The 24,176-nt window shown below is 74.1% G+C and carries 19 protein-coding genes and 1 other RNA gene; 9 read left to right on the forward strand and 11 right to left on the reverse strand.

Going from position 1 to position 24,176, the window contains the following annotated elements; genetic code table 11:
• Positions 1-10 precede the first annotated feature (10 nt).
• On the forward strand, positions 11-994 hold the full coding sequence (locus ACGBYP_RS01250; RefSeq protein ID WP_411581451.1) for a GNAT family N-acetyltransferase: 984 nt from the start codon (positions 11-13) through the stop codon (positions 992-994).
• 62 nt (positions 995-1,056) lie between these two features.
• Here the strand turns inward: ACGBYP_RS01250 and ACGBYP_RS01255 are convergent, their stop codons facing one another.
• Both ACGBYP_RS01255 and ACGBYP_RS01260 read right to left on the reverse strand, forming a co-directional pair.
• Positions 1,057-2,568 carry an MFS transporter gene (locus ACGBYP_RS01255; protein ID WP_411581452.1) on the reverse strand — a complete coding sequence of 504 codons (1,512 nt, stop codon included), beginning with the start codon at positions 2,566-2,568 and terminating at the stop codon, positions 1,057-1,059.
• A gap of 113 nt (positions 2,569-2,681) precedes the next feature.
• On the reverse strand, positions 2,682-3,329 hold the full coding sequence (locus ACGBYP_RS01260; protein WP_411581453.1) for a TetR family transcriptional regulator: 648 nt from the start codon (positions 3,327-3,329) through the stop codon (positions 2,682-2,684).
• A gap of 200 nt (positions 3,330-3,529) precedes the next feature.
• Here ACGBYP_RS01260 and ACGBYP_RS01265 point away from each other — a divergent pair, with 200 nt between their 5' ends.
• The 3 genes from ACGBYP_RS01265 (at position 3,530) to ssrA (ending at position 7,128) form a co-directional block, all read left to right on the forward strand.
• Positions 3,530-5,155, forward strand: coding sequence for an SLC13 family permease (locus tag ACGBYP_RS01265; protein WP_411581454.1), 1,626 nt, complete (start codon positions 3,530-3,532; stop codon positions 5,153-5,155).
• 327 nt (positions 5,156-5,482) lie between these two features.
• Positions 5,483-6,637, forward strand: coding sequence for a magnesium/cobalt transporter CorA (gene corA / locus ACGBYP_RS01270; RefSeq protein WP_411581455.1), 1,155 nt, complete (start codon positions 5,483-5,485; stop codon positions 6,635-6,637).
• A gap of 115 nt (positions 6,638-6,752) precedes the next feature.
• Positions 6,753-7,128: a transfer-messenger RNA gene (gene ssrA / locus ACGBYP_RS01275) on the forward strand.
• Between the two features lie 84 nt (positions 7,129-7,212).
• Here ssrA and ACGBYP_RS01280 read toward each other — a convergent pair.
• Together ACGBYP_RS01280 and ACGBYP_RS01285 are read right to left on the reverse strand one after the other, a co-directional pair.
• Complete coding sequence (locus ACGBYP_RS01280) at positions 7,213-8,157, reverse strand: DUF808 domain-containing protein (protein ID WP_411581456.1); 945 nt, start codon at positions 8,155-8,157, stop codon at positions 7,213-7,215.
• A 102-nt stretch (positions 8,158-8,259) separates the two neighbouring features.
• Positions 8,260-9,294 (reverse strand): 5-methyltetrahydropteroyltriglutamate--homocysteine methyltransferase, encoded by a 1,035-nt coding sequence (locus ACGBYP_RS01285; RefSeq protein WP_411581457.1) that lies wholly within the window; start codon positions 9,292-9,294, stop codon positions 8,260-8,262.
• A 155-nt stretch (positions 9,295-9,449) separates the two neighbouring features.
• On the opposite strand from ACGBYP_RS01285, the gene ACGBYP_RS01290 reads away from it, so the two are divergent.
• Positions 9,450-10,667: a sensor histidine kinase gene (locus ACGBYP_RS01290; RefSeq protein WP_411581458.1), complete on the forward strand. Its 1,218-nt coding sequence runs from the start codon at positions 9,450-9,452 to the stop codon at positions 10,665-10,667.
• Positions 10,655-11,314: a response regulator gene (locus tag ACGBYP_RS01295; protein WP_411581459.1), complete on the forward strand. Its 660-nt coding sequence runs from the start codon at positions 10,655-10,657 to the stop codon at positions 11,312-11,314. Before ACGBYP_RS01290 ends, ACGBYP_RS01295 begins: the two co-directional genes overlap by 13 nt.
• Positions 11,315-11,392: 78 nt before the next feature.
• Here ACGBYP_RS01295 and ACGBYP_RS01300 read toward each other — a convergent pair whose 3' ends face one another.
• From ACGBYP_RS01300 to ACGBYP_RS01310, 3 genes are all read right to left on the reverse strand, one after another.
• Positions 11,393-12,562, reverse strand: coding sequence for a serine hydrolase domain-containing protein (locus ACGBYP_RS01300; protein WP_411581460.1), 1,170 nt, complete (start codon positions 12,560-12,562; stop codon positions 11,393-11,395).
• Positions 12,563-12,752: 190 nt separating this feature from the next.
• Complete coding sequence (locus ACGBYP_RS01305; RefSeq protein WP_411581461.1) at positions 12,753-13,445, reverse strand: fasciclin domain-containing protein; 693 nt, start codon at positions 13,443-13,445, stop codon at positions 12,753-12,755.
• 174 nt (positions 13,446-13,619) lie between these two features.
• Positions 13,620-15,305, reverse strand: coding sequence for a molybdopterin-dependent oxidoreductase (locus ACGBYP_RS01310; protein WP_411581462.1), 1,686 nt, complete (start codon positions 15,303-15,305; stop codon positions 13,620-13,622).
• Between the two features lie 115 nt (positions 15,306-15,420).
• On the opposite strand from ACGBYP_RS01310, the gene ACGBYP_RS01315 reads away from it, so the two are divergent.
• Positions 15,421-16,425, forward strand: a complete 1,005-nt coding sequence (locus ACGBYP_RS01315) for an aldo/keto reductase family protein (protein ID WP_411581463.1) — start codon at positions 15,421-15,423, stop codon at positions 16,423-16,425.
• A 102-nt stretch (positions 16,426-16,527) separates the two neighbouring features.
• Here the strand turns inward: ACGBYP_RS01315 and ggh are convergent, their stop codons facing one another.
• From ggh to ACGBYP_RS01335, 4 genes are all read right to left on the reverse strand, one after another.
• Entirely contained in the window at positions 16,528-18,024 is a 1,497-nt protein-coding gene (ggh, locus tag ACGBYP_RS01320) for a glucosylglycerate hydrolase (RefSeq protein WP_411581464.1), read from the reverse strand.
• 115 nt (positions 18,025-18,139) lie between these two features.
• On the reverse strand, positions 18,140-19,507 hold the full coding sequence (locus ACGBYP_RS01325) for an APC family permease (protein WP_411581465.1): 1,368 nt from the start codon (positions 19,505-19,507) through the stop codon (positions 18,140-18,142).
• 69 nt (positions 19,508-19,576) lie between these two features.
• Entirely contained in the window at positions 19,577-20,605 is a 1,029-nt protein-coding gene (locus tag ACGBYP_RS01330) for a potassium channel family protein (protein ID WP_411581466.1), read from the reverse strand.
• 58 nt (positions 20,606-20,663) lie between these two features.
• On the reverse strand, positions 20,664-21,161 hold the full coding sequence (locus ACGBYP_RS01335; RefSeq protein WP_411581467.1) for a MarR family winged helix-turn-helix transcriptional regulator: 498 nt from the start codon (positions 21,159-21,161) through the stop codon (positions 20,664-20,666).
• Between the two features lie 65 nt (positions 21,162-21,226).
• Between ACGBYP_RS01335 and ACGBYP_RS01340 the strand changes: the two genes are divergently transcribed.
• Together ACGBYP_RS01340 and ACGBYP_RS01345 are read left to right on the forward strand one after the other, a co-directional pair.
• Entirely contained in the window at positions 21,227-23,299 is a 2,073-nt protein-coding gene (locus ACGBYP_RS01340; RefSeq protein WP_411581468.1) for an MMPL family transporter, read from the forward strand.
• 25 nt (positions 23,300-23,324) lie between these two features.
• Positions 23,325-24,176: a patatin-like phospholipase family protein gene (locus ACGBYP_RS01345; RefSeq protein ID WP_411581469.1), complete on the forward strand. Its 852-nt coding sequence runs from the start codon at positions 23,325-23,327 to the stop codon at positions 24,174-24,176.

Genomic DNA, 24,176 nt, shown 5'->3' on the forward strand with positions numbered 1-24,176 from the left:
CCTGCCCAGCGTGCTCGAACCGCAGCTGCCCGACGGCCTGACCAGCACCCCGATCACCGCCGACGACCTGCCTGCGGTGGCCACCCTGCTCGCGGCCGCGGAGGAGGTGGACCGCACCGGGGAGCACACCAGCGCCGACGACCTGGCCGAGGAGTGGCTCAACGACCTCGTCGACCTGCCGCGGGACAGCCGGCTGGTGCGCGCCGGGGACGACGTCGTCGCATGGGCCACGGTCGTCGCGCCGCCGACCTTCCGGGACGCGCTGTCGGTGTACCTCGACGGCCGGGTGCACCCGGGGTGGCGCGGTCGCGGCGTCGGCCGGTCGCTGCTGGCCTGGCAGCTGGAGCGCGGCGGGCGGGTCCACGCCGAGCGGCACCCCGGGGTCCCGGCCCGGCTCACCGCCTCACTGCCCACGACCATGCCCGACGCCGAGGCGCTGGCGCGCCGGGCCGGGATGGCCGCCACGCGCTGGTTCCACACCATGCACCGGCCGCTGACCGACCTGCCCGCAGCGCGGGACGTCGCCGGGGTGGAGCTGGTCGCCTTCGACCCGGCCCGGGACGACGAGGTGCGCCGGGCCCACAACCGGGCGTTCACCGAGCACTACGGGTCCAGCGAACGCGACGAGGTGTCCTGGCAGACGATGTTCACCGGCGCGGCGTCCTTCCGGCCGGACCTGTCGGTGCTGGCCCTCGCCGACGGCGCGGTCGTGGCCTACGTGCTGGCCTACGTGTGGGAGTCCGACACCGCCGCCACCGGCCGGCGGGAGGCCCACTACGGCCAGATCGGCGTGGTGCCCGAGCAGCGCGGCCGCGGCCTGTCGAAGGCGGTGATCGCCGAGGCGCTGCACCGCGCCGCGGTGCGCGACTGCCAGCTGGCCGGGCTGGACGTCGACAGTGAGAACGGCAGCGGCGCGCTCGGGCTCTACGAGGGGCTCGGCTTCCGCACGGTGCACACCCGCACGTCCTGGGTCCGCGAGCTGCCGGCGTCCTGAGACGCGGACCGCCCCGCCGCGACCGGGGTCGCGACGGGGCGGTGCGTGCGGTGCCGGAGCGGTCAGACCGCGAGGGCGCCCTCGGTGGGGAGGTCGTCCTTCTTGGCCGAGATGGCGACCACGGCCGTGATCAGGGCGATGCCCAGGAGCACGGCGCCACCGATGAAGGCGACGTGGTAGCCGTGCACGAAGGCCGCGTTCGGCGTGGCCCCCGGGTTGTCGGTGAGGTAGCCGGTGATGGCCGAGGCGTAGAACGTGCTCAGCAGGGCCAGGCCCAGCGAGCCGCCGACCTGCTGCGCGGTGTTCAGCACTGCCGAGGCGATGCCGGCGTCGTGCTCACCGACGCCCACCAGCGCGGTGCTGGAGGCCGGCACGAAGACCGCGGCCATGCCGAGGCTGATCGCCAGCTCGGCGGGGAGCACCTCGGAGACGTAGGAGCTCGTCTCACCGATGCCGGTCAGCCAGATCATGCCGGCCACGCCCAGCGCCAGACCGACGATCATCAGCGGCTTGGGCCCGATGCGGGGGAGCAGCTGGGAGACGATCCCCGCACCCATGATGATGCCGCCGCTGAAGGGCAGGAACGCGAAGCCGGACTTCAGCGGCGAGTACCCGAGGGTCTGCTGGAAGTAGAAGGTCAGGAACAGGAAGATCGCGAAGATCCCGGCGCCGACCAGCAGGAAGATCAGGTACGAGCCACCGCGGTTGCGGTCGAGGACCACGCGCAGCGGCAGCAGCGGGTGGGAGGCGCGACGCTCGTAGAGCACGAAGGACACCAGCAGCACCGCGGCGGCGGCCAGCAGGGTCAGGGTGACCGGGTCGGACCAGCCCACGCCCTCCTCGGCGGCCTTGGAGAAGCCGTAGACCAGGCTGACCAGGCCGAGGGCGGACAGCAGCACGCCGGGGACGTCATAGCGACGGTCACCGGTGGCCCGGCTCTCCCGGACCAGCGGGACGGCGAAGACCATCGTGGCGATCGCGATCGGCACGTTGACGCCCAGCGTCCAGCGCCAGGAGGCGTACTCGGTCAGGACGCCACCGAGGATCAGGCCGATGGCCGCGCCACCGCCGGAGATGGCACCGAAGACACCGAAGGCGCGGGCGCGCTCCTTGGGGTCGGTGAAGGTGACCGCCAGCAGCGAGAGCGCGGCGGGGGCGAGCAGCGCGGCGAAGGCGCCCTGCAGGGCGCGAGCGGCGAACAGCAGCTCCTGGTTGGGGGCGATGCCACCCAGCGCGGACGCGAAGGCGAAGCCGGCCAGGCCGATGAGGAAGGCGCGCTTGCGGCCGATGAAGTCCGCGATCCGGCCACCGATCAGCAGCAGCCCGCCGAAGGCGAGCGTGTAGGCGGTGACGACCCACTGGATGTTCGCCTGGGTGATGCCCAGGTCGATGCCCGCGTCGGGCAGTGCGATGTTCACGATGGAGGCGTCGAGCACGACCATCAGCTGGGCGATGGCGATGACCGCGAGGGCCAGCCAGCGCTTGGGGTCGGGTCCGCCGTCGGCCGGGTGGCCGGACGCCGGCGCCGCGGGGACCGGGGTCCCCGACGGCGAGGTGAGACTCTCTGCGGCCATGACTGAGCCGTCCTTCCTGCGCAGGGCGCAGTGGTGAGGGATGTGGACGAGCGGGGACGCGCGACCGGCGGCGCTGCGCGGTCGAGCGGAGTGGAGGGGCCTGACGGGTCGTGTCAGGCGGTGGGAGGGCTGTGCTCCGGGGCGGCGACGCCGGCACCGACGCGGTGCAGGCAGTCGCGGATGGAGTCCAGGAGCACGTCGAGGGGGTCGGCGGGGTCCCAGACCTCGAGGGCGGTGATGTAGGCGGCCATGGACGCGTTGAGCACCAGGCTCGTCCGCAGGCGGTCGCCGTCCGGGGTGCGCCGGCTGATCCACCGGTACAGGTCGGGCGCGAAGCTGTCGCAGGTGGCCCGGGCGGACTGGGTCAGCCCGGGGTGCTGCTGCAGCACCCGCTTCTGGACGGGCAGCCACTCGGCGATCGTGGTGGCCATGTCGATGTACAGGTCGGTCAGCGCCGGCCACAGCGGCTGGTCGTCGGGATCGTCGGCGACCCGGGTGCGCCACTCGGCCAGGGACTGCGGGTCCAGGTCGAAGGCGACGGCCTCCTTGCTGGGGAAGTAGCTGAAGAACGTCGTCCGGGAGACACCGGCCTCGGCGGCGATGTCCTCCACGCTCACCGCGTCGAACCCGCGCTCGCTGATCAGGCGGAGCGCGGTGGCGCGGATCGTGCGCCAGGCCTCGAGCTTCTTGCGCTCGCGCAGGCCCATCACGGCGGAGATGGAGCAGCGCGGGGTGCCCGCTGTGTGCCCTGTCCTCGCCATGGGGGAGAAGGTAGACCCAAACCTGAACGCAGTACAAGTTCTTACTGCGTCCGACTTTCAGTGTTCACCTGTTCGGTGCCCGTCAGCGACGATCCGGCTCCGGGGGACGCTGCGCGCGGAGGTTCCCATCGGGGGTCGACCGTCCTAGGGTGGGTCGCTGACTGTGGTCCAGATCACATGACGAGCCACTCGGAGGCCGCATGACCGCGACCGAGCGCAACAGCACACCGGCGGGTCCGCCGACCGACGTCGACGCCGCGTTCCTGGACAACGCCACCTACCGCAGCCTCGGCGAGCAGACCCTGTCGCCGGCGGAGGAGCGCTTCGAGAGGGGACGCCGCACCGTCGGGCTCTTCCTGGCCCCGGCGGTCACGCTGGTCTTCGCGCTGCTGCCGCTGGACCTCGCCCGCGACCAGCACCTGCTGGCGGCCGTCCTGCTCGGGGTCATCGTCCTGTGGATCACCGAGCCGGTGCCGATCCCGATCGGCGGGCTGATCGGGATCGGCGCGATCGTCGTCCTCGGGGTGGTGCCGGCCAACGACGCCCTCGCACCGTTCGGGTCAACGACGGTGTTCACCTTCATCGGGGCGTTCATCCTCGCGCAGGCGATGCTCCGGCACGGGCTGGCCCGGCGGTTCGCGATGTTCGTGCTGTCGATGCGCTGGGTCGGGGCGTCCACCTACCGGGTCGTGATCGCCTTCGGTGCGATCACCGCGCTGCTCTCGGCGTTCGTGTCCAACACCGCGACGGTGGCCATGCTGCTGCCCACCGCGATCGGCATCCTGTCGGTGATCGCCAAGCTGCTGCAGAGCAAGGGCCTGGTCGCGGCGGACTTCGACCCGCTGCGGCTGCGCATCGGGGTCGCGCTGATGCTGATGCTCGCCTATGGCGCCAGCGTCGGCGGCCTGCTCACCCCGGTCGGCACGCCGCCGAACCTGATCGGCCGCGGGCTGATCGAGGAGGCGACCGGAGAGCGGATCAGCTTCCTGGACTGGATGCTGATGGCTGCACCGATCTGCCTGCTGATGTTCGTGGCGCTGGCCCTCGTGCTGCTGGTGCTCAACAAGCCGGAGATCCGGCGGATCGAGGGGGTCAGCGAGTACGTCCGCGCCGAGCGCGCCGAGCTGGGCCGGTTCTCCGTGGCCGAGCGGAACACCCTCATCGCCTTCGGTGCCACCGTCTTCTGCTGGGTCTTCCCCGGCATCATCGCGCTCACCGCAGGCACCGAGTCCAGCCTCTACGAGACCGTCAGCGGCCGGCTGAACGAGGGCATCGTCGCCGTGCTCGGCGCCTCGCTGCTGTTCGTGCTGCCCACCGACTGGGGGAAGCGGGAGTTCACCCTGGCCTGGAGCGACGCCGCGCGGATCGACTGGGGTACGGTGCTGCTGTTCGGCACCGGCATCATCTTCGGCTCGCTGCTGGCCGACACCGGCCTGGCGCTCACCATCGGCGAGGGGTCGGCCGACCTGCTCGGGCTCACGAACACCTTCGCGATCACGGTCTTCGCGGTGCTGCTGGCGATCGTCATCTCCGAGACCACCAGCAACACCGCCTCCGCGGCGGTCGTCGTGCCGATCGTCATCCCGGTGGCCATGGCGGCCGGGATCGACCCGTTCGTGCCGGCGCTGGCCGCGACGTTCGCCGCGTCCTTCGGTTTCATGCTGCCGGTGTCCACGCCGCAGAACGCGATCGTCTACGGGTCGGGGATCGTGCCGATCACCAAGATGATCCGCAGCGGTGCCTCGTTCGACGTGCTGGGCGCGCTGCTCATCGTGATCGTGCTGCCGGGGATGATCGACCTGGTCCTGGGCAGCGTGGGCGGGTGACCGGGCCCCGGCGGGCCGCAGCCGGGACGGTCATCGACGCCGTGGTGGACCTGGTCCGCGGCTGACGGGCCACCGGGTGTTCACCCCCCGGCCGGGCGGGTGAGGTGCGGGGCAGCCGCCCGGGGTGTCACGATGGTCGACGGCCCGCGGACCGCCGCCGGCCGACGTGGAGACTGCAGGAGGTGACCGGGCAGATGCGCACCGAGCCCCCCAGTCACAGTCCCGAGGTCCCCGCCCGCTGACGCACCCGGTCGCCGTCCGACCCGCAGGTGGCGCGCCGTGGGGACCTGACCGGCGTCCCACCCCAGCGTCCTCCCGGAGTCCGTCGTGACCGAACGCCGTCCTGCGCGCATCGCGCCCCGCGCCGCCCTCTCCACCCTCACCCGCCGGCCCCGCCCGGTCGCCGCCGTGCCGCGCCCGCCGGAGGGGCCGGTGGCCGAGGCTCCGCGCACCCTCCAGTCGCGGATGGTCGACAACGGCGTCTACGCCGGCGGCCGCCGGATCGCCACGCCCGCCTCGGCGGCGGAGAGCCATGAGTGGCTGACCGACGGGTTCGACGACCGGATGGTGTGGCTGGGCCTCTACCGCCCGGAGCCGGCCGAGCTCGGTGAGCTGGCCGAGCAGTACGGCCTGCCCGACCTGGCCGTCGAGGACGCGATCCAGGCCCACCAGCGGCCGAAGTTCGAGCGCTACGGCGACACCCTGTTCGTCGTCCTCAAGGCCGCCCGGTACCTGGACGCGACCGAGGAGGTGGAGTTCGGCGAGCTGCACCTGTTCCTCGGCAAGGACTTCGCCATCACCGTCCGGCACAGCGAGTCCCCGGACCTGTCCCGGGTGCGGCGCCGGCTGGAGAGCTCGCCCGACCTGCTCGCGCTGGGCAGCGAGGCCGTGCTCTACGCGATCCTGGACGCCGTCGTCGACGGGTACGCACCCGTGGTCGCCGGACTGGAGAACGACATCGACGAGATCGAGGTCCAGGTCTTCCGCGGCGACCCGCACGTGTCCCGGCGCATCTACGAACTGTCGCAGGAGGTCGTGGACTTCCAGCGGGCCGCGCAGCCGCTGACCGGCATCCTCGCCGCGATCACCGCCGGCTTCGAGAAGTACGGCGTGGACGAGGAGCTGCGCAGCTACCTGCGCGACGTCGCCGACCACGTCACCGGCGTCACCGAGCGGGTGGAGGGGTTCCGGCTGCAGCTGCGCGAGATCCTCACCGTCAACGCGACCCTGGTCGCCCAGCGGCAGAACGACGAGATCCGCGAGCTGACCCTGACCAGCATCGCCCAGGGCGAGGAGGTCAAGAAGATCTCCGCCTGGGCCGCCATCCTCTTCGCGCCGTCCCTGGTGGGCGGTGTGTACGGGATGAACTTCGACCACATGCCCGAGCTGGACTGGTACTACGGCTACCCGTTCGCCCTGGCGCTGATGGTCATGGTCAGCGTGACGCTGTACGTGATCTTCAAGCGCCGCGACTGGATCTGAGGAAGGACCCCGTCGCCCCCCTCGGCGACGGGGCCGACGGACGTCGGTGGGCCGCGGTGGGATGCCGGGAACACGGCGGCGGTGCGAGCCGTTACTCTGCTCGCACAACTGCACAGGGGGTGATTGGTCTCGACTTCGGTCGTGAGGCCAGGGGAAGCGAGCCGAGGAAGGCAACGATGAGCTCGTTAACCATGCGTTGCACAACACACAAGCGCCGACTCCAGTCAGCGCGACTTCGCTCTCGCTGCCTAACAGCAGCTAGGCGAGTCTGTCAGCCCGGGTTCGCCATCGACCCGGTTCCTGGCATCAGCTAGATGGCTCACTGCACGCACCGGTCGCGGGTGCGTGGAGGACACCAAACAGCGACTGGGCCCGTCACACCGACCTGTTCGTGGGATCGGTGGGGTCGAGCAGAGACAGAGCGGACTGCGCTCGGAGAAGCCCTGGTGTTGCGTCGGAGGACGCGGGTTCGATTCCCGCCACCTCCACCTCGGACCCGTGAGAGCGGGCCGGCGTGACAGGACACCCCGCACCACCACGAAGGGCCCGGTCTGGAGACCGGGCCCTTCGTGCGTTCAGTGGGCGGCGGCGTGGCCCTTGCGGCGGTGCAGCGTGAAGGTCAGGACGACGACGATCAACGCGCCGACGACCAGGCCGATCACCGCGCTGGCCAGCGTGTTGACCAGCCAGCCCGCCACGCCGCCGACCGCGCCCAGGGCGTCGTGCGCGCCCTCCTCGAGGTGGTGCACCAGCTCGTAGGGGCCGTGCCAGCCCAGCTCGTCGGTGCCGACCAGCAGGATGTGGCCACCCACCCACAGCATCGCGGCGGTGCCCACCACGGTGAGCACGGTCAGCAGCTTCGGCATCGCGGTGACCAGGCTGCGGCCGAACCGGGCCACCGCGGCACCGGGCCGCTGGGCCAGCGCCAGCCCGACGTCGTCCATCTTCACGATCACGCCGACGAAGCCGTAGACGACGGCAGTGATCAGCACCGCGACCACCGCCAGGATGATCGCCCGGGCGACGAAGGCCTGGTCGACCACCTCGTTCAGCGAGATGACCATGATCTCGGCCGACAGGATGAAGTCGGTGCGCACGGCGCCGGAGACGATGGTGTCCTCGTCCGGCGGCTCCGCCGAGTCGGCGCCGTGCCCGGCCGAGTGGCCGCTGATCCGGCCCCACACCTTCTCCGCGCCCTCGTAGGCCAGGTAGCAGCCGCCGAGCATGAGGATCGGGGTGAGCAGGAAGTCGGCGAACTGGCTGAGCAGCAGCACCGCCGGCAGCAGGATCAGCAGCTTGTTGCGCAGCGACCCGATCGCGATGCGCCGGATGATCGGCAGCTCGCGCTTGGCGGCCAGGCCGCGCACGTACTGCGGCGTGACCGCGGCGTCGTCGACGACGACACCGGCGGCCTTCACGCTCGCGCGGCCCGCCGCGACGCCGATGTCGTCGACGGAGGCCGCGGCCGCGCGCGCGAGCACGGCCACGTCGTCGAGCAGGGCCACGAGTCCACCAGCCACGGGAGGGCCTCCGGTCGGTCGGCAGTCAGGAGAGGTCGATCATCGCCTGCCCGGCGGTTCCGCGCTGGGACGTTGCCCTGTGCACCCTTGCTGGCGCCGCCGTCAGAGCTCGCTGCGCAGCACCGCCGCGGCGTCGGCCAGCGCGCGCATCTTGCCCGCCGCGGACGCGCGGGAGAGGTACTTCAGCCCGCAGTCGCTGGAGAGCACCAGCTTCTCGACGTCGACGTGGTCCAGTGCCCGCCGCACCCGGTCGGCGACCACCTCCGGCGTCTCGACCTCCTCCGTCGACAGGTCCAGGACGCCGAGCGCGACGCCCTTGCCCCGCAGCGGCCGCAGCGTCGCCGGGTCCAGGTGCGACTGCGCCGTCTCGACCGAGACGGCGGCGGCCGGCAGCTCCGCGAGCTCGGGCAGGACCGAGTAGCCCTCCGGCCGCTCGGCGACCATGGCCGCGTAGCCGAAGCAGACGTGCACGTGCACCGGGCCCGGGGCGTCGGCCAGGGCGGCGGTCAGCACCTCGACGCCGTACCGCCGGGCCACCTCCGGCCTCGCCTGCAGCCAGGGCTCGTCGAGCTGCACGACGTCGGCGCCGGCGGCGAACAGGTCGGCGATCTCCGCCCGCACCACCTCGGCGTAGGCCAGGGCCAGCAACCGGTCGTCGCCGTAGTGGTCGTCCTGCGCCTGCTGGGCCATCGTGAACGGCCCCGGCACGGTCATCTTCACCGCGCGGTCGGTCGCCGCCCGCAGGAACCGCACGTCCTCGACCTGCACCGCGGTGGGGCGCCGGATGTCGCCGACCACGCGGGGGACCGGGATGTCGATGCCCGAACGGTTGCGCACGCTGCCCGGGTGGTCGAGGTCGAGCCCCTCGAGCGCGGTGGCGAAGTGGTTGGAGTAGGACTCCCGCCGGATCTCGCCGTCGCCGACGATGTCGAGCCCGGCGACCTCCTGGGCGCGCACGGTGGCCAGCGTGGCGTCGTCCTGGGCCTCGCGGAGGAACTCCGGCGGCACCCGCCACAGCTCTGCCGCCCGCACCCGCGGCGGGAACTGGTGGCCGAGCCGGTCACGGTCGATGAGCCAGTCGGGCTGGGGCAGGCTGCCGACGACCGTGGTGGGCAGCGGCGGGAGCGAGCGGGCCATGCGGGTCCTCCTGAGGGTGGTCCGGCCCCGATCCTGCACCTGGAGGCGGCTCCGGGGTACAGCAGGCTGTACTCCTGCGCCGATCCGCTGTCCTCCCGCCCACCCGCCGCCTACCGTTCGGACCCGTGCGGACGTCGGGCGGGCAGCGGGGCGTCGTGACCCGCACCGCCGGCGCGACCCTGCTGGCGCTCGAGCAGCTGCCCGGGGTGCTGGGCACCGCGCTGCTGGCCCTCGGCGTGCTGGTGTTCCTGTGGCTGGCCGTGGTCACCAGCGTGGTCGGCGTCGGGCTGCTCGCCGTCCCGGTCGCGCTGCGCGGCGTGCACGCGGTGGCCGAGCGGGAACGGGCGCGGCTGGGCCGCTGGGGGCGGGAGCTGCTCAGCCCCGGGCCGCCGCCGGAGCGGCTGCGCGACGCGCTCGCCGCACCGGCCACCCGCCGCGAGCTGCACTGGCTCGCCGGCCACGCGACCGGGGTCCTGCTGCTGGCCGCGATCGGGGTGCTGCTGCCGGTCTACGCCGTCCGTGACCTGAGCTTCCCGGCCTGGTGGTGGCTGCTGCCGCCGGGGCAGCCGACCGACTCGCTGACCTTCTGGCTCGTCGAGGACTGGGGTGACCTGTACCCGGTCGTGCTGCTCGGGCTCGGCTGGACGGCGCTGATCGTGGTGCTGGTCCCGCGGACCGCCCGCTTCGTGCAGGAGCGGGGGCGGCGGCTGCTCGACAGCGCGCCCACGGCCGACCTCTCGCTGCGGGTCGCCCAGCTGACCGCCACCCGCGCCGCGGCGCTGGACGCGCACGCCGCCGAGCTGCGCCGGATCGAGCGGGCGCTGCACGACGGCACGCAGAACCGGCTCGTCGCCGTCACGGTGCTGCTCGGCGCGGCCCGTCGGGCGGCGGTGCGCGACCCGGCCGCCGCCGGGGAGGTGCTCGAGCGGGCGCAGTCGGCGGCCGAGCAGGCGCTGGCCGAGCTGCGCACCGTCGCCCGCGGGATCCTGCCGCCGGTGCTGGCCGACCGCGGGCTGGCCGGTGCGCTCACCGGCCTGGCCGTCACCTCCGCGGTGCCCTGCACGGTCGACGTCGACGTCCCGGTGCGCTGCGCGGCGTCGGTCGAGGCGACCGCGTACTTCCTGGTCGCCGAGGCGCTGACCAACGCCTCCCGGCACAGCGGCGCCGCCCGGGCCGCGGTCGCCGTGCACGCCCGCGACGGGCGGCTGTGCGTCCGCGTCACCGACGACGGCCGGGGCGGCGCCACCGAGGGCGGCGGCTCCGGGCTGGTCGGCATCCGCCGCCGGGTCGAGGCGCACGACGGCACGATGACCGTGTCCAGCCCACCCGGTGGTCCGACCACCCTGACCGCGGAGCTGCCGTGCGGATCGTGATCGCCGAGGACGACGCCCTGCTGCGCGAGGGGCTGGCCCTGCTGCTGCGCGCCGAGGGCCTGGACGTCGTGGCCACCGCGGCGACCCCCGCGGAGTTCCTCGCCGCCCTCGACGAGCAGCGCCCCGACGTGGCGATCGTCGACGTCCGGATGCCGCCCACGCACACCGACGAGGGGATCGTCGCCGCGGTCGAGGCGCGCCGCCGGCGCCCCGACCTGGCGGTGCTGGTGCTGTCGGCCTACGTCGAGCAGTCCTTCGCCACCGAGCTGCTCGCCGGGGGAGCGGCCCGGCTGGGGTACCTGCTCAAGGAGCGGGTCGGCCGGGTGGAGGAGTTCCTCGGCGCGCTGCACCGGGTGGCCGGCGGCGGGACGGCGATCGACCCCGAGGTGGTCGCCCAGCTGTTCGCCCGCACCCGGCACGACGAGCGGCTGGACCGGCTGAGCCCCCGCGAGCGGGAGGTGCTGGCGCTGATGGCCGAGGGGCTGGGCAACACGGCGATCGGCGAGCGGCTGGTGGTCACCGACGGGGCGGTGCACAAGCACATCCGCGCCATCTTCGCCAAGCTCGACCTGCCCCCCGACGACAGCGCCGACCGCCGCGTCACCGCCGTCCTGCGCTACCTCGACGACGTCCGGTCCCGGGCCTGACGAAGGACCCCGCTGCCCCCCACGACGAGCAAGCTCGCCGCGGGCCCCTGCAGCGGGGCCGACACGGCGCGGAGCGCCTCAGTTGCAGATGGCGGCGTCGACGGCGTCCTCGACGTCGGTGACGCCTTGGAGGTCGGTCGGCAGGGCGGTGACGGCGACGAACGCGCCGCGGCCGTCGGTCGTCACCGCGCTGCGGGTCTCGGCGCCGGGGATGTCGCCGCCGTGGGTCCAGGCCGTGCCTCCGCAGCTGAGCGTGAACGTCTGCAGCCCCAGGCCGTAGGACTCGTCGCCGCGCGGGGTGGCGCTGGGCGCGGGGACGACGGTCTGCATCTCGGCGAGCAGCTCCGGGCTCAGCAGCCGGCCGTCGAGGAGGCCGGTGGAGAAGGCCAGCATGTCGCGGGGCGTGGAGACCAGCTGGCCGGCCGCCCAGCCGAACGAGGGGTCCTGCACCGTCACGTCGGTGTACTCGTCGCCGGGTGCGGCCCTGTGGTAGCCGTGCGGGTGCTCGCCGCGCAGCTCCTGCTCGCCCTCACCCGGCCAGTAGGTGCCGGTCAGCCCGAGCGGCTCGATGACCCGGCGGGTGATCTCCTCACCGATCGGCCGGCCGGTCACCTCCTGGACGAGCAGCCCGGCCAGCACGTAGTTGGTGTTGCTGTACTCCCAGCTGGTGCCGGGCGCGAACAGCGCGGGGCGGGGGAGCGCGACGTCGAGCAGCTGGTGCGGCTCGACGTAGCGGTGCTGGACGGCGAGGAAGTCGGCGACCAGGACGTCGTCGTAGTCGGGCAGGCCGCTGGTGTGCTGCAGCAGCTGGCGCACGGTGATCTCCCGCCCGTCGCCGCCCGCGCCGCGCACCAGGCCGGGCAGGTACGTCTCGACCGGGGCGTCCAGGTCGACCCGGCCCTCGCCGACCAGCTGCAGGACGACGGCCGCGGTGAAGGTCTTGGTGTTGCTGGCCACCCGCACCTGCCCGTCGACCGGGACGGGCGCGCCGGTGGCGAGGTCCCCGACGCCGGCGGTGTAGTCGCGCAGGCCGCGCTCGTCCTGCACGGCGGCGAGCGCACCGGGGAAGCCGCCTGGGCCGACCAGGGCGTCGAGCTCGGTCTGGACGGCGTCGGGCTGGTGCGGCCGGGCCGCGTCGGTGGCGTCGGCCGGGGTGGTGCCAATGACGCCGAGACCGGTGACGGCGGCGGCGCCGACCAGGAGGGCGGCCCAGGTGCGGCGGGCGGAGGTGCGGTGGGCGGGGGTCACGGGGTGCTCCTCACGGCGGGGCTGGTGCGGACTCCTCGAGCGTGTCCGCACCACTCGTGCCGATCGATCCCGCAGGGTGCCCGGCCGGGGTGGCCCTGGCGCCACCTGCGCGGTCGGGCCCGCCCGACCGGCCCCGGACGGCCGAGAGCCCGGCAGGTCGGTGACCTGCCGGGCTCTCGTGCGCCGTGGATCAGGCGGCCGGGGCGAGCACCTGGTCGATGATGTAGACGGTCGCGTTGGCGGTCTGCACGTTGCCGCAGATCACGTTGGCGTCGGCCGCCTTCACGACGGTGTCGGCGCCGGCGATGGTGAACTCCTCGCCGGAACCCTCGATGGTGACCTCGTCACCGGCGAGCGTGGTGTGCGTGCCGGCCAGCTCCTCCGGGGTCAGGCGACCCTCGATGACGTGGTGGGTGAGCACCGTGGTCAGCTGGGCCTTGTCGGCCAGCAGGGCCTGGAGCGCGTCGGCCGGGACGGCCTCGAACGCCGGGTTGGCCGGGGCCAGCACGGTGATGTCCTGGGCCGAGTTCAGCGTGTCGCCGAGCTCGGCGGCGGTGACGGCCTGGACCAGGGTGGAGAGCACCGGGTTGTTGCTGGCGGCGGTGGCGACCGGGTCGGCGGTCATGCCGGCGAAGCTGCCCGCGCCGTCGGCGGGGACCAGGGCGCAGCCGGGGCCGAAGGGCTCGGCGTCAGCGGCGGCGCTGGTCATGGGGGCGCTGCTGCTGGAGGACGGCGACTCGCTGGTCATGCCGCCGGCGGCGCTGCTGGCGGCGGACGTCGCGCTGGAGGCCGCGTCCTCGGCGCCACCACATGCGCTCATGGAGAGGGCCAGGCCGGAGACGGCAGCGATCATGGCGCCGCGGGTCAGGAGGTTGCTCTTCACGGTGGTGCTCCTCGTCAGTCGTGCGACGGCGGGGACAGGGCCGTCACGGTGTGGTGCGACCGACCGCAGGGAGCGGCCGGGTACGTCCTCGGCGGGTGTCGGGGACGCGGTCTGTGGGGTGGGTCGTCTGCGGGTGTCAGGAGGTGTTCGTCGCCCGCAACCGATCCGGATGCATCAGCTGGCGACGACCACGATCTGGTGCCAGCCGCTGGAGCCGTTGGGGAACGGGGTGGCGCGGGCGTCGGTCTGCAGCTCGCCGTCCGCGCTGGTGGCGCGGACGGTGACCGAGTGCGACCCGGGGGTGAAGTCGAAGGGCAGGACCCACTGGCGCCACAGGTCGGCGTCGAGCTCGGGGGAGAGCTCGGCGGGCAGCCACTCGCCGTCGTCGACCTTGACCTCGACCATCGCGATGCCGCGGGTCTGGGCCCAGGCCACGCCGGCGATGGCGCGCCGGCCGGCGGGGAAGCGGCGCAGCGGGGCGGGGGTGTCGATGCGGGAGGCGACCTTGATCGGCCCCTGGGCCGCCCAGTCGCGCTCGGTCCAGTAGGCGTCGAAGGCGCTGTAGGTGCTGGCCTCGATGCCGGTGATCCACTTGCAGGCCGAGACGTAGCCGTACAGGCCCGGGATTAGCATGCGGACCGGGAACCCGTGCTCGACCGGCAGCGGCTCGCCGTTCATGCCGATGGCGAGCATGGCGTCGGGGACGTCGAGGGCCGAGCGGGTGGGCGCGCCGATGGTCATGCCGTCGACCGAGCGGCAGACCAGCTGGTCGCTGCCGTCCTGCACGCCGTTCTCCCGGAGGAAGGCGCCCAGCGGGACGCCGAGCCAGCGGGCGGTGCCGGCGAGCCCGCCGCCGACCTCGTTGGAGACGCAGGTGAGCGTGATGTCCCGCTCGATGAGGTCGCTGCGGCCCAGCAGGTCGTCGAGGGAGAAGCTGCGCGGGCTGTCGAACATCCCGGTCAGCTCCAGCGAGTACTCCGCCGGCCGGATCTGCGGCACCGTGATGGCGGTGTCGACGCGGTAGAACTCGCGGTTGTCGGTGAACAGCGGGGTGAGGCCCTCGACGCCCGCCGACAGGTCGGCGCCGGCCGGGAGCGCCGGGGCGGGAGAGGCCGGGGTGGGCAGGGCCAGCTCGGACCGGGCGCCGGCGACGTCGAAGCGCCGCTGCAGCAGCCGGCCGCCGCCACCGGCGACCGCGGTCACGCCGACCGCGACACCGCTGGTGAGCAGGAACCCGCGGCGGTCGAGCCCGGCGCCCTTGCGGTCACCGGAGCCCAGCACCTCGCGCAGCCGGCCGAGCAGGCCGTCGTCGGCCGCGACGTCGTCCTGGGGCTCGACGGTGGTGGCGCGGGTGACCGGGGAGGTCGGGAGGGTGAGCGGCCGCAGCAGGGCCAGCAGCGCCACGCTGCCGGCGACGGCGCCGACCAGGGAGGGCACCGCGTCGAACAGGCCGCCCGCGGGGCGGGTGACCGCGGCGACCACGCCGACCAGGCCGAAGACGGCGATGCCGGCCACGCCGAGACGGCGGCTGCGCAGCCCGACCAGGCCGATGACCACGGCGTACAGCGCGATGACGAGCAGCGTCCCGACGACCAGGGCGATCTTGTCGTCCTCGCCGAAGGTGCTGATGGCGAACTGCTTGACCGGCTCGGGGGTCAGCGTGATCGCCGCGTTGCCGACCGCGATGACCGGCGAGGACGCCGCGCCGATGAAGCCGGCGAACAGCTCGGCGATGCCGAGGGCGACCCCGGCGGCGAGCAGCCCGGCGAGCGCGGCCAGGAGGCGGCGGACGCCGCGGCCGGCCGTCGGGGCGGTGTGCTGCCCTCCGGCGGGGGCCGTCGACTGCTCGGTGGTGGTCACGCAGAGTCTTCGGAGCGTGACGACCGAACGGTTCAGCACGTCGGCGAGATCCAGGTCACGATCCGGTGTCGGGCCTCCGTTCGTGGAGACCAGCGGGCGGCGGTAGACAGAGCCCATGGAGTTCCGACACCTGGGCCACAGCGGCCTCAAGATCAGCGAGATCACCTACGGCAACTGGATCACCCACGGCGGGCAGGTCGAGGCTGACGCCGCCACCGCCTGCGTGCGGGCCGCGCTCGACGCCGGCATCACCACCTTCGACACCGCCGACGTCTACGCCGGGGGCCGGGCCGAGACGGTGCTGGGCCAGGCGCTGGCCGGCGAGCGCCGCGGCGGCATCGAGATCTTCAGCAAGGTCTACTGGCCCACCGGCCCGGGCGCCAACGACCGCGGCCTGTCCCGCAAGCACGTCCTGGAGTCGATCGACGGCTCGCTGCAGCGGCTGGGCACCGACTACCTCGACCTCTACCAGGCGCACCGCTACGACTTCGAGACGCCGCTGGAGGAGACGATGCTCGCCTTCGCCGACGTCGTCCGCAGCGGCAAGGCCCTCTACATCGGCGTCTCGGAGTGGACCGCCGACCAGATCCGCGCCGGCAAGGCGCTGGCCGACGAGCTGAAGGTCCCGCTGGTGTCCAACCAGCCGCAGTACTCCGCGCTGCACCGGGTCATCGAGGCCGAGGTCATCCCGGCCAGCCGCGAGCTGGGCATCAGCCAGATCGTGTTCTCGCCCATCGCCCAGGGCATCCTGACCGGCAAGTACCTACCGGGCCAGCCCGCGCCGGCCGGCTCCCGGGCCACCGACGAGAAGGGCGGCGGCGCCAACTTCATCGCCCGCTGGGCCAACGACGACGACGTGCTGACCCGCGTGCAGGAGCTCAAGCCGATCGCCGAGGACCTCGGCCTGTCGATGGCCGCGCTCGCCGTCGCCTGGGTGCTCACCGAGGAGAACGTCGCCGCGGCGATCATCGGCGCCAGCCGCCCCGAGCAGGTCGCCGACAACGTCAAGGCCGCCGGCGTGAAGCTCGACGCCGACGTCAAGGCCCGCATCGACGAGGTGCTCGCCCCGGTGGCGGCCACCGACCCGGCGCTGACCCAGAGCCCCAACCCGCGCCCCTGAGCTCGCCACCCCGGGCTGGTGGTGGTCGTCCGTGCAGGACGACCCCCACCAGCCCGAGGTGGTCACCGGGCGGTCCCCGGTGCCGCCGACGGGTACCGGTCCTCAGGGCGTGCGGGGCATCTCCGGGGTCGTCGCCGGGCCGCGGGTGCGCGGCGGGCGGGCGGTCAGGTCGGCAGCCCGCTGGGCCGGGGTGATCCGCGGCAGCTCGCTGGTCAGCCACCGCACCGGACGGCGCTGCGCGGGGCGGCGGGCGGCCAGGAAGTCCAGCGCGATCGCCGCCGTCCAGGACTGGTCGCGGCTGCCCAGGGTCTCGCCGGTGACCGGCTGGTAGTACTCGGCGAAGTCGCAGTCGACGAGCTGGCTGAGCCCGCCCAGCCGCAGCTGGTTGGCCGCCTCCGGCTCGCCGGACCGGTTGAGCGCCCAGGCCATCAGCCAGTTGAGCACCGGCCACTGCGGCCCGCGCCAGTACGTCTGCTCGCGGAAGGCGGGCGAGGCGGGGGAGACCGAGGGCACCACCGGCCAGCGCAGCCGCGAGTTGCCGCACCAGCGGGGGCCCAGCAACAGGTCGCGCTGGCGGCGGGTGAGCGCGTCGTCGCCGCCGCACAGCAGCGGGGCGAACCCGGCCGCGCTCTCGACGTCCAGCCAGGTGCCGGTGCGCAGGTCCAGGTCGCGGGCCAGCCCCGTCTCGGGGTTCACCGAGCGCAGCACGCCGGTGCGGAACCGGCGGGCGATCGCCCGCGACTGCTCCACCCCGCCGGCGGCCCCGCCGCCGATGCCCAGCTCCTCGCCCATGTCGGCGAGCAGGTCGCTGGCCGCGGCGAGCAGCGCGGAGACCAGGACGTCGCCCATGACGAAGTCGCCGGTCGCGCGGTAGACCGCGTCGTCGTAGCGGGCCCGGACCTTCTGCTCCAGCAGCCACAGGTACTTCGCGTACTCGGCGTCGCTGGGCCGCTGGGAGGGGTCGGCGACGTGCGCGAGGTCGGCGCGGACGAAGGGCGGCATGTCCGGCTGCGGGTGCACGTTCGCGTACGGGGCGTCCCAGCGCGGGGAGTCGTCCATCCCGGACTCCCAGCCGTGGTGGATCTCCACCAGGCCGTAGGAGTACGGGTCGCGGGCGGTGGCCAGGTAGGAGTGCCAGGCCAGCCACGCGTCGAAGGTCTCCCGCACGAACTCCTCGGCCAGCTCCTGGTCCGCGCCGCCCTTGCGCCGGGCGTCGTGCAGGATCCGCGACAGCGCGATCACGTGGATCGGCGGCTGGCAGATGCCCGAGGTGAGCACCCCGGCCGGGCGGGCCGCGGCCACCTGGGTGCGCCAGCGCTCGGGCCCGGGGAAGTAGTCGCTGGGCTGGTGGAACAGGATGTGCGGGATCATCCCGGTCGACCACTGGCCCGACAGCAGGCTGCGCAGCTCGTTGAGCGCCCGCGGCACCGACACGGTGGCGATGCCCAGGGCGACGAAGCCGGCGTCCCAGCTCCACATGTGCGGGTAGAGGGTGGGCGAGGCTACCGTGAAGGCGCCCCGGTCGTTGGCCCGCAGCACGTAGCCCGCACGCCCGGACATCAGCCCGATCTCGACTGCGCTGGGCTGGGACAGCGTCATCTGCGGGGCTCCTCTCGCCGGTGGTCAGCATCCTCACCCCGCAGAGGGGGGGCACCGGCACCCGGCCCGGCACAGTTCACGAGTTCTTCACGCGACGGTCGTTGACCGTCACGCCTCAGTCTCGTCCGGCGGCGGCGCGCCCGCCCGGCCGCGACCGGTCGCCGCCCCACCAGGGGGCCTGCGCCAGCAGGTGGAGCAGCACCCCGGCGGCCAGCAGCACCCCGGCCCACAGCCAGGTCGTCGCCTCCTGCTTCCAGAGCAGCAGCAGGCAGGACCCGATCGCCAGCACCGGCACGACGGCCGGGGCGGTGAAGTGGCGGTGGTCCACCGGGTCGCGGCGCAGCACCAGCACCGCGGTGTTCGTGCTCAGGAAGACCAGCAGGAGCAGCAGGACGACGATGTTGGCCAGCGCCCCGAGGTCGCCGATGAGGGTCAGCGCCATCGCCACGACGGTGGTGACCGCGATCGCCACCCACGGGGTGCGCCGGCCCGGCAGGACGGCGCCGAGCACCGGCGGGAGCAGGCGCTGCTCGGCGAGCCCGAAGACCATCCGGCTGGCCATGATCATCGTCAGCAGCGCGCCGTTGGCGACGGCGATCAGCGCGATCGCGCTGAACAGCTGGTCGGGGACACCGAGCCCGGTGGCCCGCACGACCTCCAGCAGCGGGCCCGTCGAGCCGGCGAGCTCGTCGGTGGGCAGCACGATCGCGGCGACCAGCCCGATGGCCACGTAGACCACGCCCGCCGTGAGCAGCGCGCCGAACAGCGCCCGCGGGTACACCCGGCTGACGTCGCGGACCTCCTCGGCGACGTTGGCCGAGGTCTCGAACCCGACGAAGGAGTAGTAGGCCAGGATCGCCGCGGCCAGCACCGCCGAGCCGGCGGAGACCCCGGCGGGGAACTCCACGACCCGGCCGACGTCGCCGTCGCCGCGGCCGAACACGATGGCGCCGAGCACCACGACCAGCACCAGCCCGGAGACCTCGATGACGGTCATCACCAGGTTGGCCCGCATGGACTCCTTGATCCCGCGGGCGTTGAGCAGCGCGACGACCAGCAGGAACACCAGTGCCGCCGGCACGGCGGGCACGTCGAGGAACACCGACAGGTAGTCGCCGGCGAAGGCGAGCGCCAGCCCGGCCGCGCTCACGACGCCGGCGGCGAGCATGCAGTAGCCGACCAGGAACGAGACCACCGGGCGCCGGAAGGCCCGCTCGGCGAAGACGGCGGAGCCGCCGGCGCGGGGGTACTTGGTGACCAGCTCGGCGTAGCTGGCCGCGGTGAGCAGGGCCAGCAGGAGGGCGACCAGCATCGGCACCCAGATCGCACCGCCCACCTCGCCGGCGATCTCCCCGACCAGGGCGTAGATCCCCGCGCCGAGCACGTCGCCGAGGATGAAGACGTAGAGCAGCCTGCCGCTGATCGCCCGCTCGAGGGCGGTGCCCTCGCTGCCTGCCGTGGTGTCGCTGACCTGTTCGCTCACCCGGCGAGTCTTCGGCGGGCCGGTGCACGCGGCAACTCCAGTGGTGTCCCACCCGGTGGGGCGGCACCTTCAGACGCCCGGGACGCCCCGTCCGTGGGCCTTGACCACCACGAGCACGTCCTCGCTCTGCAGCGTGCCGATCACCGGGTCGTCGAACCGCAGCGTCCGCCCGCCACGCCCCACGGACAGGACGACGTCGGTCAGCTGCCGCGGGCCCAGGCCCACTTCGTGCTGGGTGACCGCGCGCTGCTGCAGGTCGAGTCCGCGGCCGCTGGTCAGCAGGTCCTCGACCACCGAGACGACGGCGGGGGAGTCGGTCGCCAGGCCCAGCAGTCGGCCCGACGTCGCCGAGGAGGTGATGACCGTGTCGGCCCCGGACTGCCGCAGCAGGCTGGCGTTCTCCTCCTCGCGCACCGTCGCGGTGATCGGCACGGTCGGGTTGAGCTGGCGCACGGTGAGGGTGATCAGCACCGAGGCGTCGTCGCGGTCGGCCGCGACCACGACGGCGCGGGCCTTCTCCACCGACGTCCGGCGCAGCACCTCCCGCCGTCCGGCGTCGCCGAGGACGGCGGTGAGGCCGGCCGAGGTCGCCTCCTCCACCGCCCGCGGGTCGGGGTCGACGACGACGATGTGGTCGGCGTCGGTGCCCGTGCTGAGCAGGGCGCGGATGGCGCTGCGCCCCTTGGTGCCGTAGCCGCACACGACGACGTGCTGGCGCACGCGAGACCTCCAGCGTCGGACCCGGAACTCCTCCCGGGAGCGCGCGGTGAGCGCCTCCAGGGTGGTCCCGATGAGGATGAGCAGGAACAGCACGCGCAGCGGCGTGATCACGATGATGTTGATCAGCCGGGCGCTGGGGGATACCGGGACGATGTCGCCGTAGCCGGTGGTGGAGAGGCTGACCGTCGCGTAGTAGGTGGCGTCCAGCAGGCTGAGCTCGCCGCCGTTGTTGTCGCGGTAGCCGTCGCGGTCCAGGTAGACGATGAGCACGGTCGCGATCAGGGTCAGCGAGGCGATGAACACCCGGCGCCCCACCTGGCGGGCCGGTGACTCCTCGCGGTGCGGCAGGGCGACGCCGCTGTGGTCGTCGCTCAGCACGGCGGCGGCTCGCAGGTCACCGGACGCACAGTAGTGACCCGAGGGGCGGCGTGGCCGCTCACGCTCCGGGTCCGGGGTCGGCGTCGATGGCCGCGAGCACCCGCTGCAGGAGGCCGTGCAGCGTCCCGGCCTCCTCCGCCGACAGCCCGAGGGTCTGCGGGCGGCCGAGGTGGGCCAGCACGGGTGTCGCCGAGGCCAGCGCGTCCCGGCCGGCCGGGGTGACCCGGACGTCGACCCGCTGCCCGCGGCGAACCTCCTCGTCGCGCTCGACCCAGCCGGCCGCCACCAGCCCGTGGAGCAGCGCGCTCATGCTCTGCGGCGTCATCTCCAGGCGGCGGGCCAGCTCCGCGGAGGTCAGCGGCTCGGCCCCGGCCCGGACCAGGTGCACCAGCACCACGAACGTGTGCGGCCGCAGCCCGACCGCGGCCAGGTGCCGGGCGAACAGGTCGTTCATCGCGGCGCCGGCGCGGGCCAGCGCGTAGGCGGGGAGGTGGTCGGGGTCGCGCGGCACCCACTCCGGCGGCTCGGGCGCCGGGTCTGCCTGTGCGCCGACCACGGGCACACCGTAGGTTGTGGCAGGAGCATCAGTCTCCTGATGCTCACCCGGTGGAGGAGTGACAGATGGTCCGGCTCACCGACTGGGTGCTCGCGCACCGCCGGCTCGTGATCGCGGTCTGGGCCGTGCTCGCCGTCGCCGGTGGCGCGCTGGCCGGCACCACCGTGGGCCGGCTCGGCTTCGACTTCAGCACCCCGGGGCAGCCGGCGTACGAGGCCAACGTCGACATCGCCGAGCAGCTGGGCACCGGCGGCGCCGTCGACCCGTTGCTGGTGACCGTCGCCCTGCCCGAGGGGACGACGGTCACCGACGCCGCCGACGAGCTCGACGCCGCCTACGGCCGGCTGGCCCGGCCCGGCTGGCGGGTGGCCACCCCGCTCGACCCCGGCGGCGAGGGGCTGGTCGCTGCCGACGGCCGGACGGCGGTCGCCCTGGTCTGGCCGCCGACCGTCCCGGGTGCCGCGCCGTACGCCGCCGCGCTGCCCGAGCTGGAGGGCGCGCTGTCGGGTGTGACCGTCGCCGGCGGGGCCCCGGTCGTGACCGGCACCCCGCTGCTGGCCGAGGGCGGGGGCGAGGAGCGCCCGATCATCGTCGAGATCGCGCTGGGCGCCGGCGGTGCGATCGTCGTGCTGGCCCTGGTGTTCGGCTCGCTGCTGGCCCTGCTGCCGCTGCTGATGGCCGCCGTCGCCATCACCACGACGTTCCTGCTGGTGCTCGGGCTGACCACCGTCACCGACGTCAGCTTCATCGTGCAGTACCTGGTCGGGTTGATCGGGCTGGGCGTGGCGATCGACTACTCGCTGCTGGTGGTCATGCGCTGGCGCGAGGAGCGGGCCGCGGGGGCCGGGAACGAGGAGGCGGTGCGCACCGCCATGGCCACCGCGGGGCGGGCGGTGGTGTTCAGCGGCGTGACCGTCGCGATCTCCCTGCTGTCGCTCGTGGTGCTGCCGCTGCCGTTCCTGCGCACCGTCGGCTTCGGCGGGCTGTTCATCCCGCTGGTCAGCGTGCTGGTCGCGCTCACCCTGCTGCCGGTCCTGCTGGTCACGGTCGGCCGCCGGCTGGAGTGGCCGCGGAAGAGGCCGCCGGCCGCGGAGAGCCGCACCTGGCGGCGGGTGGGGGAGGTCGTCGTCCGGCACCGGGTGGTCGCCGCGGTGCTGGCCGGCGCGGTGCTGGTCGTGCTGGCGCTGCCGGTCCTGGGCATCCGGCTCGGCTCGCCCGAGGTGGCCGCCACCGCGACCGGGTCCACCCCAGCCGCGACCGCGTTCCGCCAGCTCGACGACGCCGGGCTCTCCGCCGGGGTGGCCCGGCCGGTGGAGGTGCTCACCGCCGACCGCCCGGCCGTCGCCGACGCGGTCTCCGGGGTGCCGGGCGTCGCCGCGGTGCTCGCGCCGTCCGGGCCGGGCTGGGAGGCCGGCGGCGCCGGGCTGGTCGACGTCGTCCTGGCCGGCGACCCGTCCACCGACACCGGCCGGGAGACCCTGGCCGCCGTCCGCGCGGCCGTCGCGAGCGTGCCCGGCACCGTCGTCGGCGGGACCGCCGCCGGCGACGTCGACTCGGTCGAGGCGATCTACGGCAACGCCTGGTGGGTGCTGCTGCTCATCGTCGCGATCACCTTCGTGCTGCTCGCCCGCGCGCTGCGGTCGGTGTGGCTGCCGGTGAAGGCGCTCGTGCTCAACGTCGTGTCGGTCGCCGCGGCCTACGGGATGACCGTCTGGATCTGGCAGGAGGGGCACCTGGTCGAGACGCTGTTCGGCGCCACGGCGACCGGCACGCTCACCTTCTGGGTGCCGATCGCGGCCTTCTCGTTCCTGTTCGGGCTGTCCATGGACTACGAGGTCTTCATCCTGTCCCGCATCCGGGAGGGCCACGAGGAGGGCATGGACACCCCGGAGGCGACGGTGCACGGCATCGCCTACACCGGCCGGCTGGTCACCTCCGCGGCGCTGATCCTGTTCCTCGCGTTCGTCGCCCTGTCGACGGTGCCGGTGGTCGACGTGAAGATCTTCGCCACCACGCTCGCGCTGGGGATCCTGCTCGACGCCACGGTGGTGCGCGGGGTGCTCACGCCGGCGCTGGTCGCGCTGCTCGGGCGGGCGAACTGGTGGTGGCCGGCCCGCCTCTCGCGCCCGGCGCGCTGACCGGGGCGTGGGCGAGGATGGGGTGGTGAGCGCGCAGCGCACGGCCCTGGTCCTCGGTGGCGGCGGCATCACCGGCATCGCCTGGGAGATCGGGGTCCTGGCCGGGCTGGCCGAGGCCGGGGTCGACCTGGGCACCGCCGACCTCGTCGTCGGCACCTCGGCCGGCTCCGTCGTCGGCGCGGCGCTGCGCAGCGGCACGCCCGTCGAGGCGCTGTTCGCCGGCCAGCTGGAGCCGCCGGCGCCTGCGCCCGTGGCCCGGCTGGGCCGCGCCACGCTCGCCCGGTACGGCCTGGCGATGGTGCTCGCCCGCCAGGACGACGCCGCCTTCCGGCGGCGGGTCGGCCGGGTGGCCCGCACCGCGGCCGACCGCGGGCGCACCCCCTCGGAGGCCGAGCGCCGGGCCGCCATCGCGGCGGCGCTGCACTCGTCCGCGTGGCCCGAGCGGCCGCTCGTCGTCACCGCGGTCGACGCCGACTCCGGCGAGTTCACCACCTTCACCCGGTCCTCGGGCGTCGAGCTGGTCGCGGCCGTCGGCGCCAGCTGCGCCGTCCCCGGCGTCTACCCGCCGGTCACCATCGACGGACACCGGTACATGGACGGCGGCATGCGGTCCCCGGCCAACGCCGACCTCGCCGCCCGGTGCGACCGGGTCGTCGTCATCGCCCCGCTGCCGCGCGGCGCCGGGCCGATGACCGGCGTGGACGCGCAGGTGGCCGGGCTGGCCGGCCGGGTCGCCGTGGTGTCGCCGGACCGGGCCAGCCGGGCGGCCATCGGCCGGAACGTGCTCGACCCCGCCGCCCGCGGGCCCGCCGCCCGCGCCGGCCGGGCGCAGGCGGCGGCGGTGCTGGAGCGGGTCGCGCAGGTCTGGGCGGGCTGA

It is taken from the genome of Modestobacter sp. SSW1-42, from assembly GCF_046635825.1.
Taxonomy (GTDB): Bacteria; Actinomycetota; Actinomycetes; order Mycobacteriales; family Geodermatophilaceae; genus Modestobacter.

What these genes read in the sequence shown, in the direction of transcription:
- ACGBYP_RS01255 (WP_411581452.1), bottom strand. Translation starts at nt 2,568, where the DNA reads ATGGCCGCAGAGAGTCTCACCTCGCCGTCGGGGACCCCGGTCCCCGCG.
- ACGBYP_RS01260 (WP_411581453.1), bottom strand. Translation starts at nt 3,329, where the DNA reads ATGGCGAGGACAGGGCACACAGCGGGCACCCCGCGCTGCTCCATCTCC.
- ACGBYP_RS01265 (WP_411581454.1), top strand. Translation starts at nt 3,530, where the DNA reads ATGACCGCGACCGAGCGCAACAGCACACCGGCGGGTCCGCCGACCGAC.
- ACGBYP_RS01285 (WP_411581457.1), bottom strand. Translation starts at nt 9,294, where the DNA reads ATGGCCCGCTCGCTCCCGCCGCTGCCCACCACGGTCGTCGGCAGCCTG.
- ACGBYP_RS01315 (WP_411581463.1), top strand. Translation starts at nt 15,421, where the DNA reads ATGGAGTTCCGACACCTGGGCCACAGCGGCCTCAAGATCAGCGAGATC.
- ggh (WP_411581464.1), bottom strand. Translation starts at nt 18,024, where the DNA reads ATGACGCTGTCCCAGCCCAGCGCAGTCGAGATCGGGCTGATGTCCGGG.
- ACGBYP_RS01340 (WP_411581468.1), top strand. Translation starts at nt 21,227, where the DNA reads ATGGTCCGGCTCACCGACTGGGTGCTCGCGCACCGCCGGCTCGTGATC.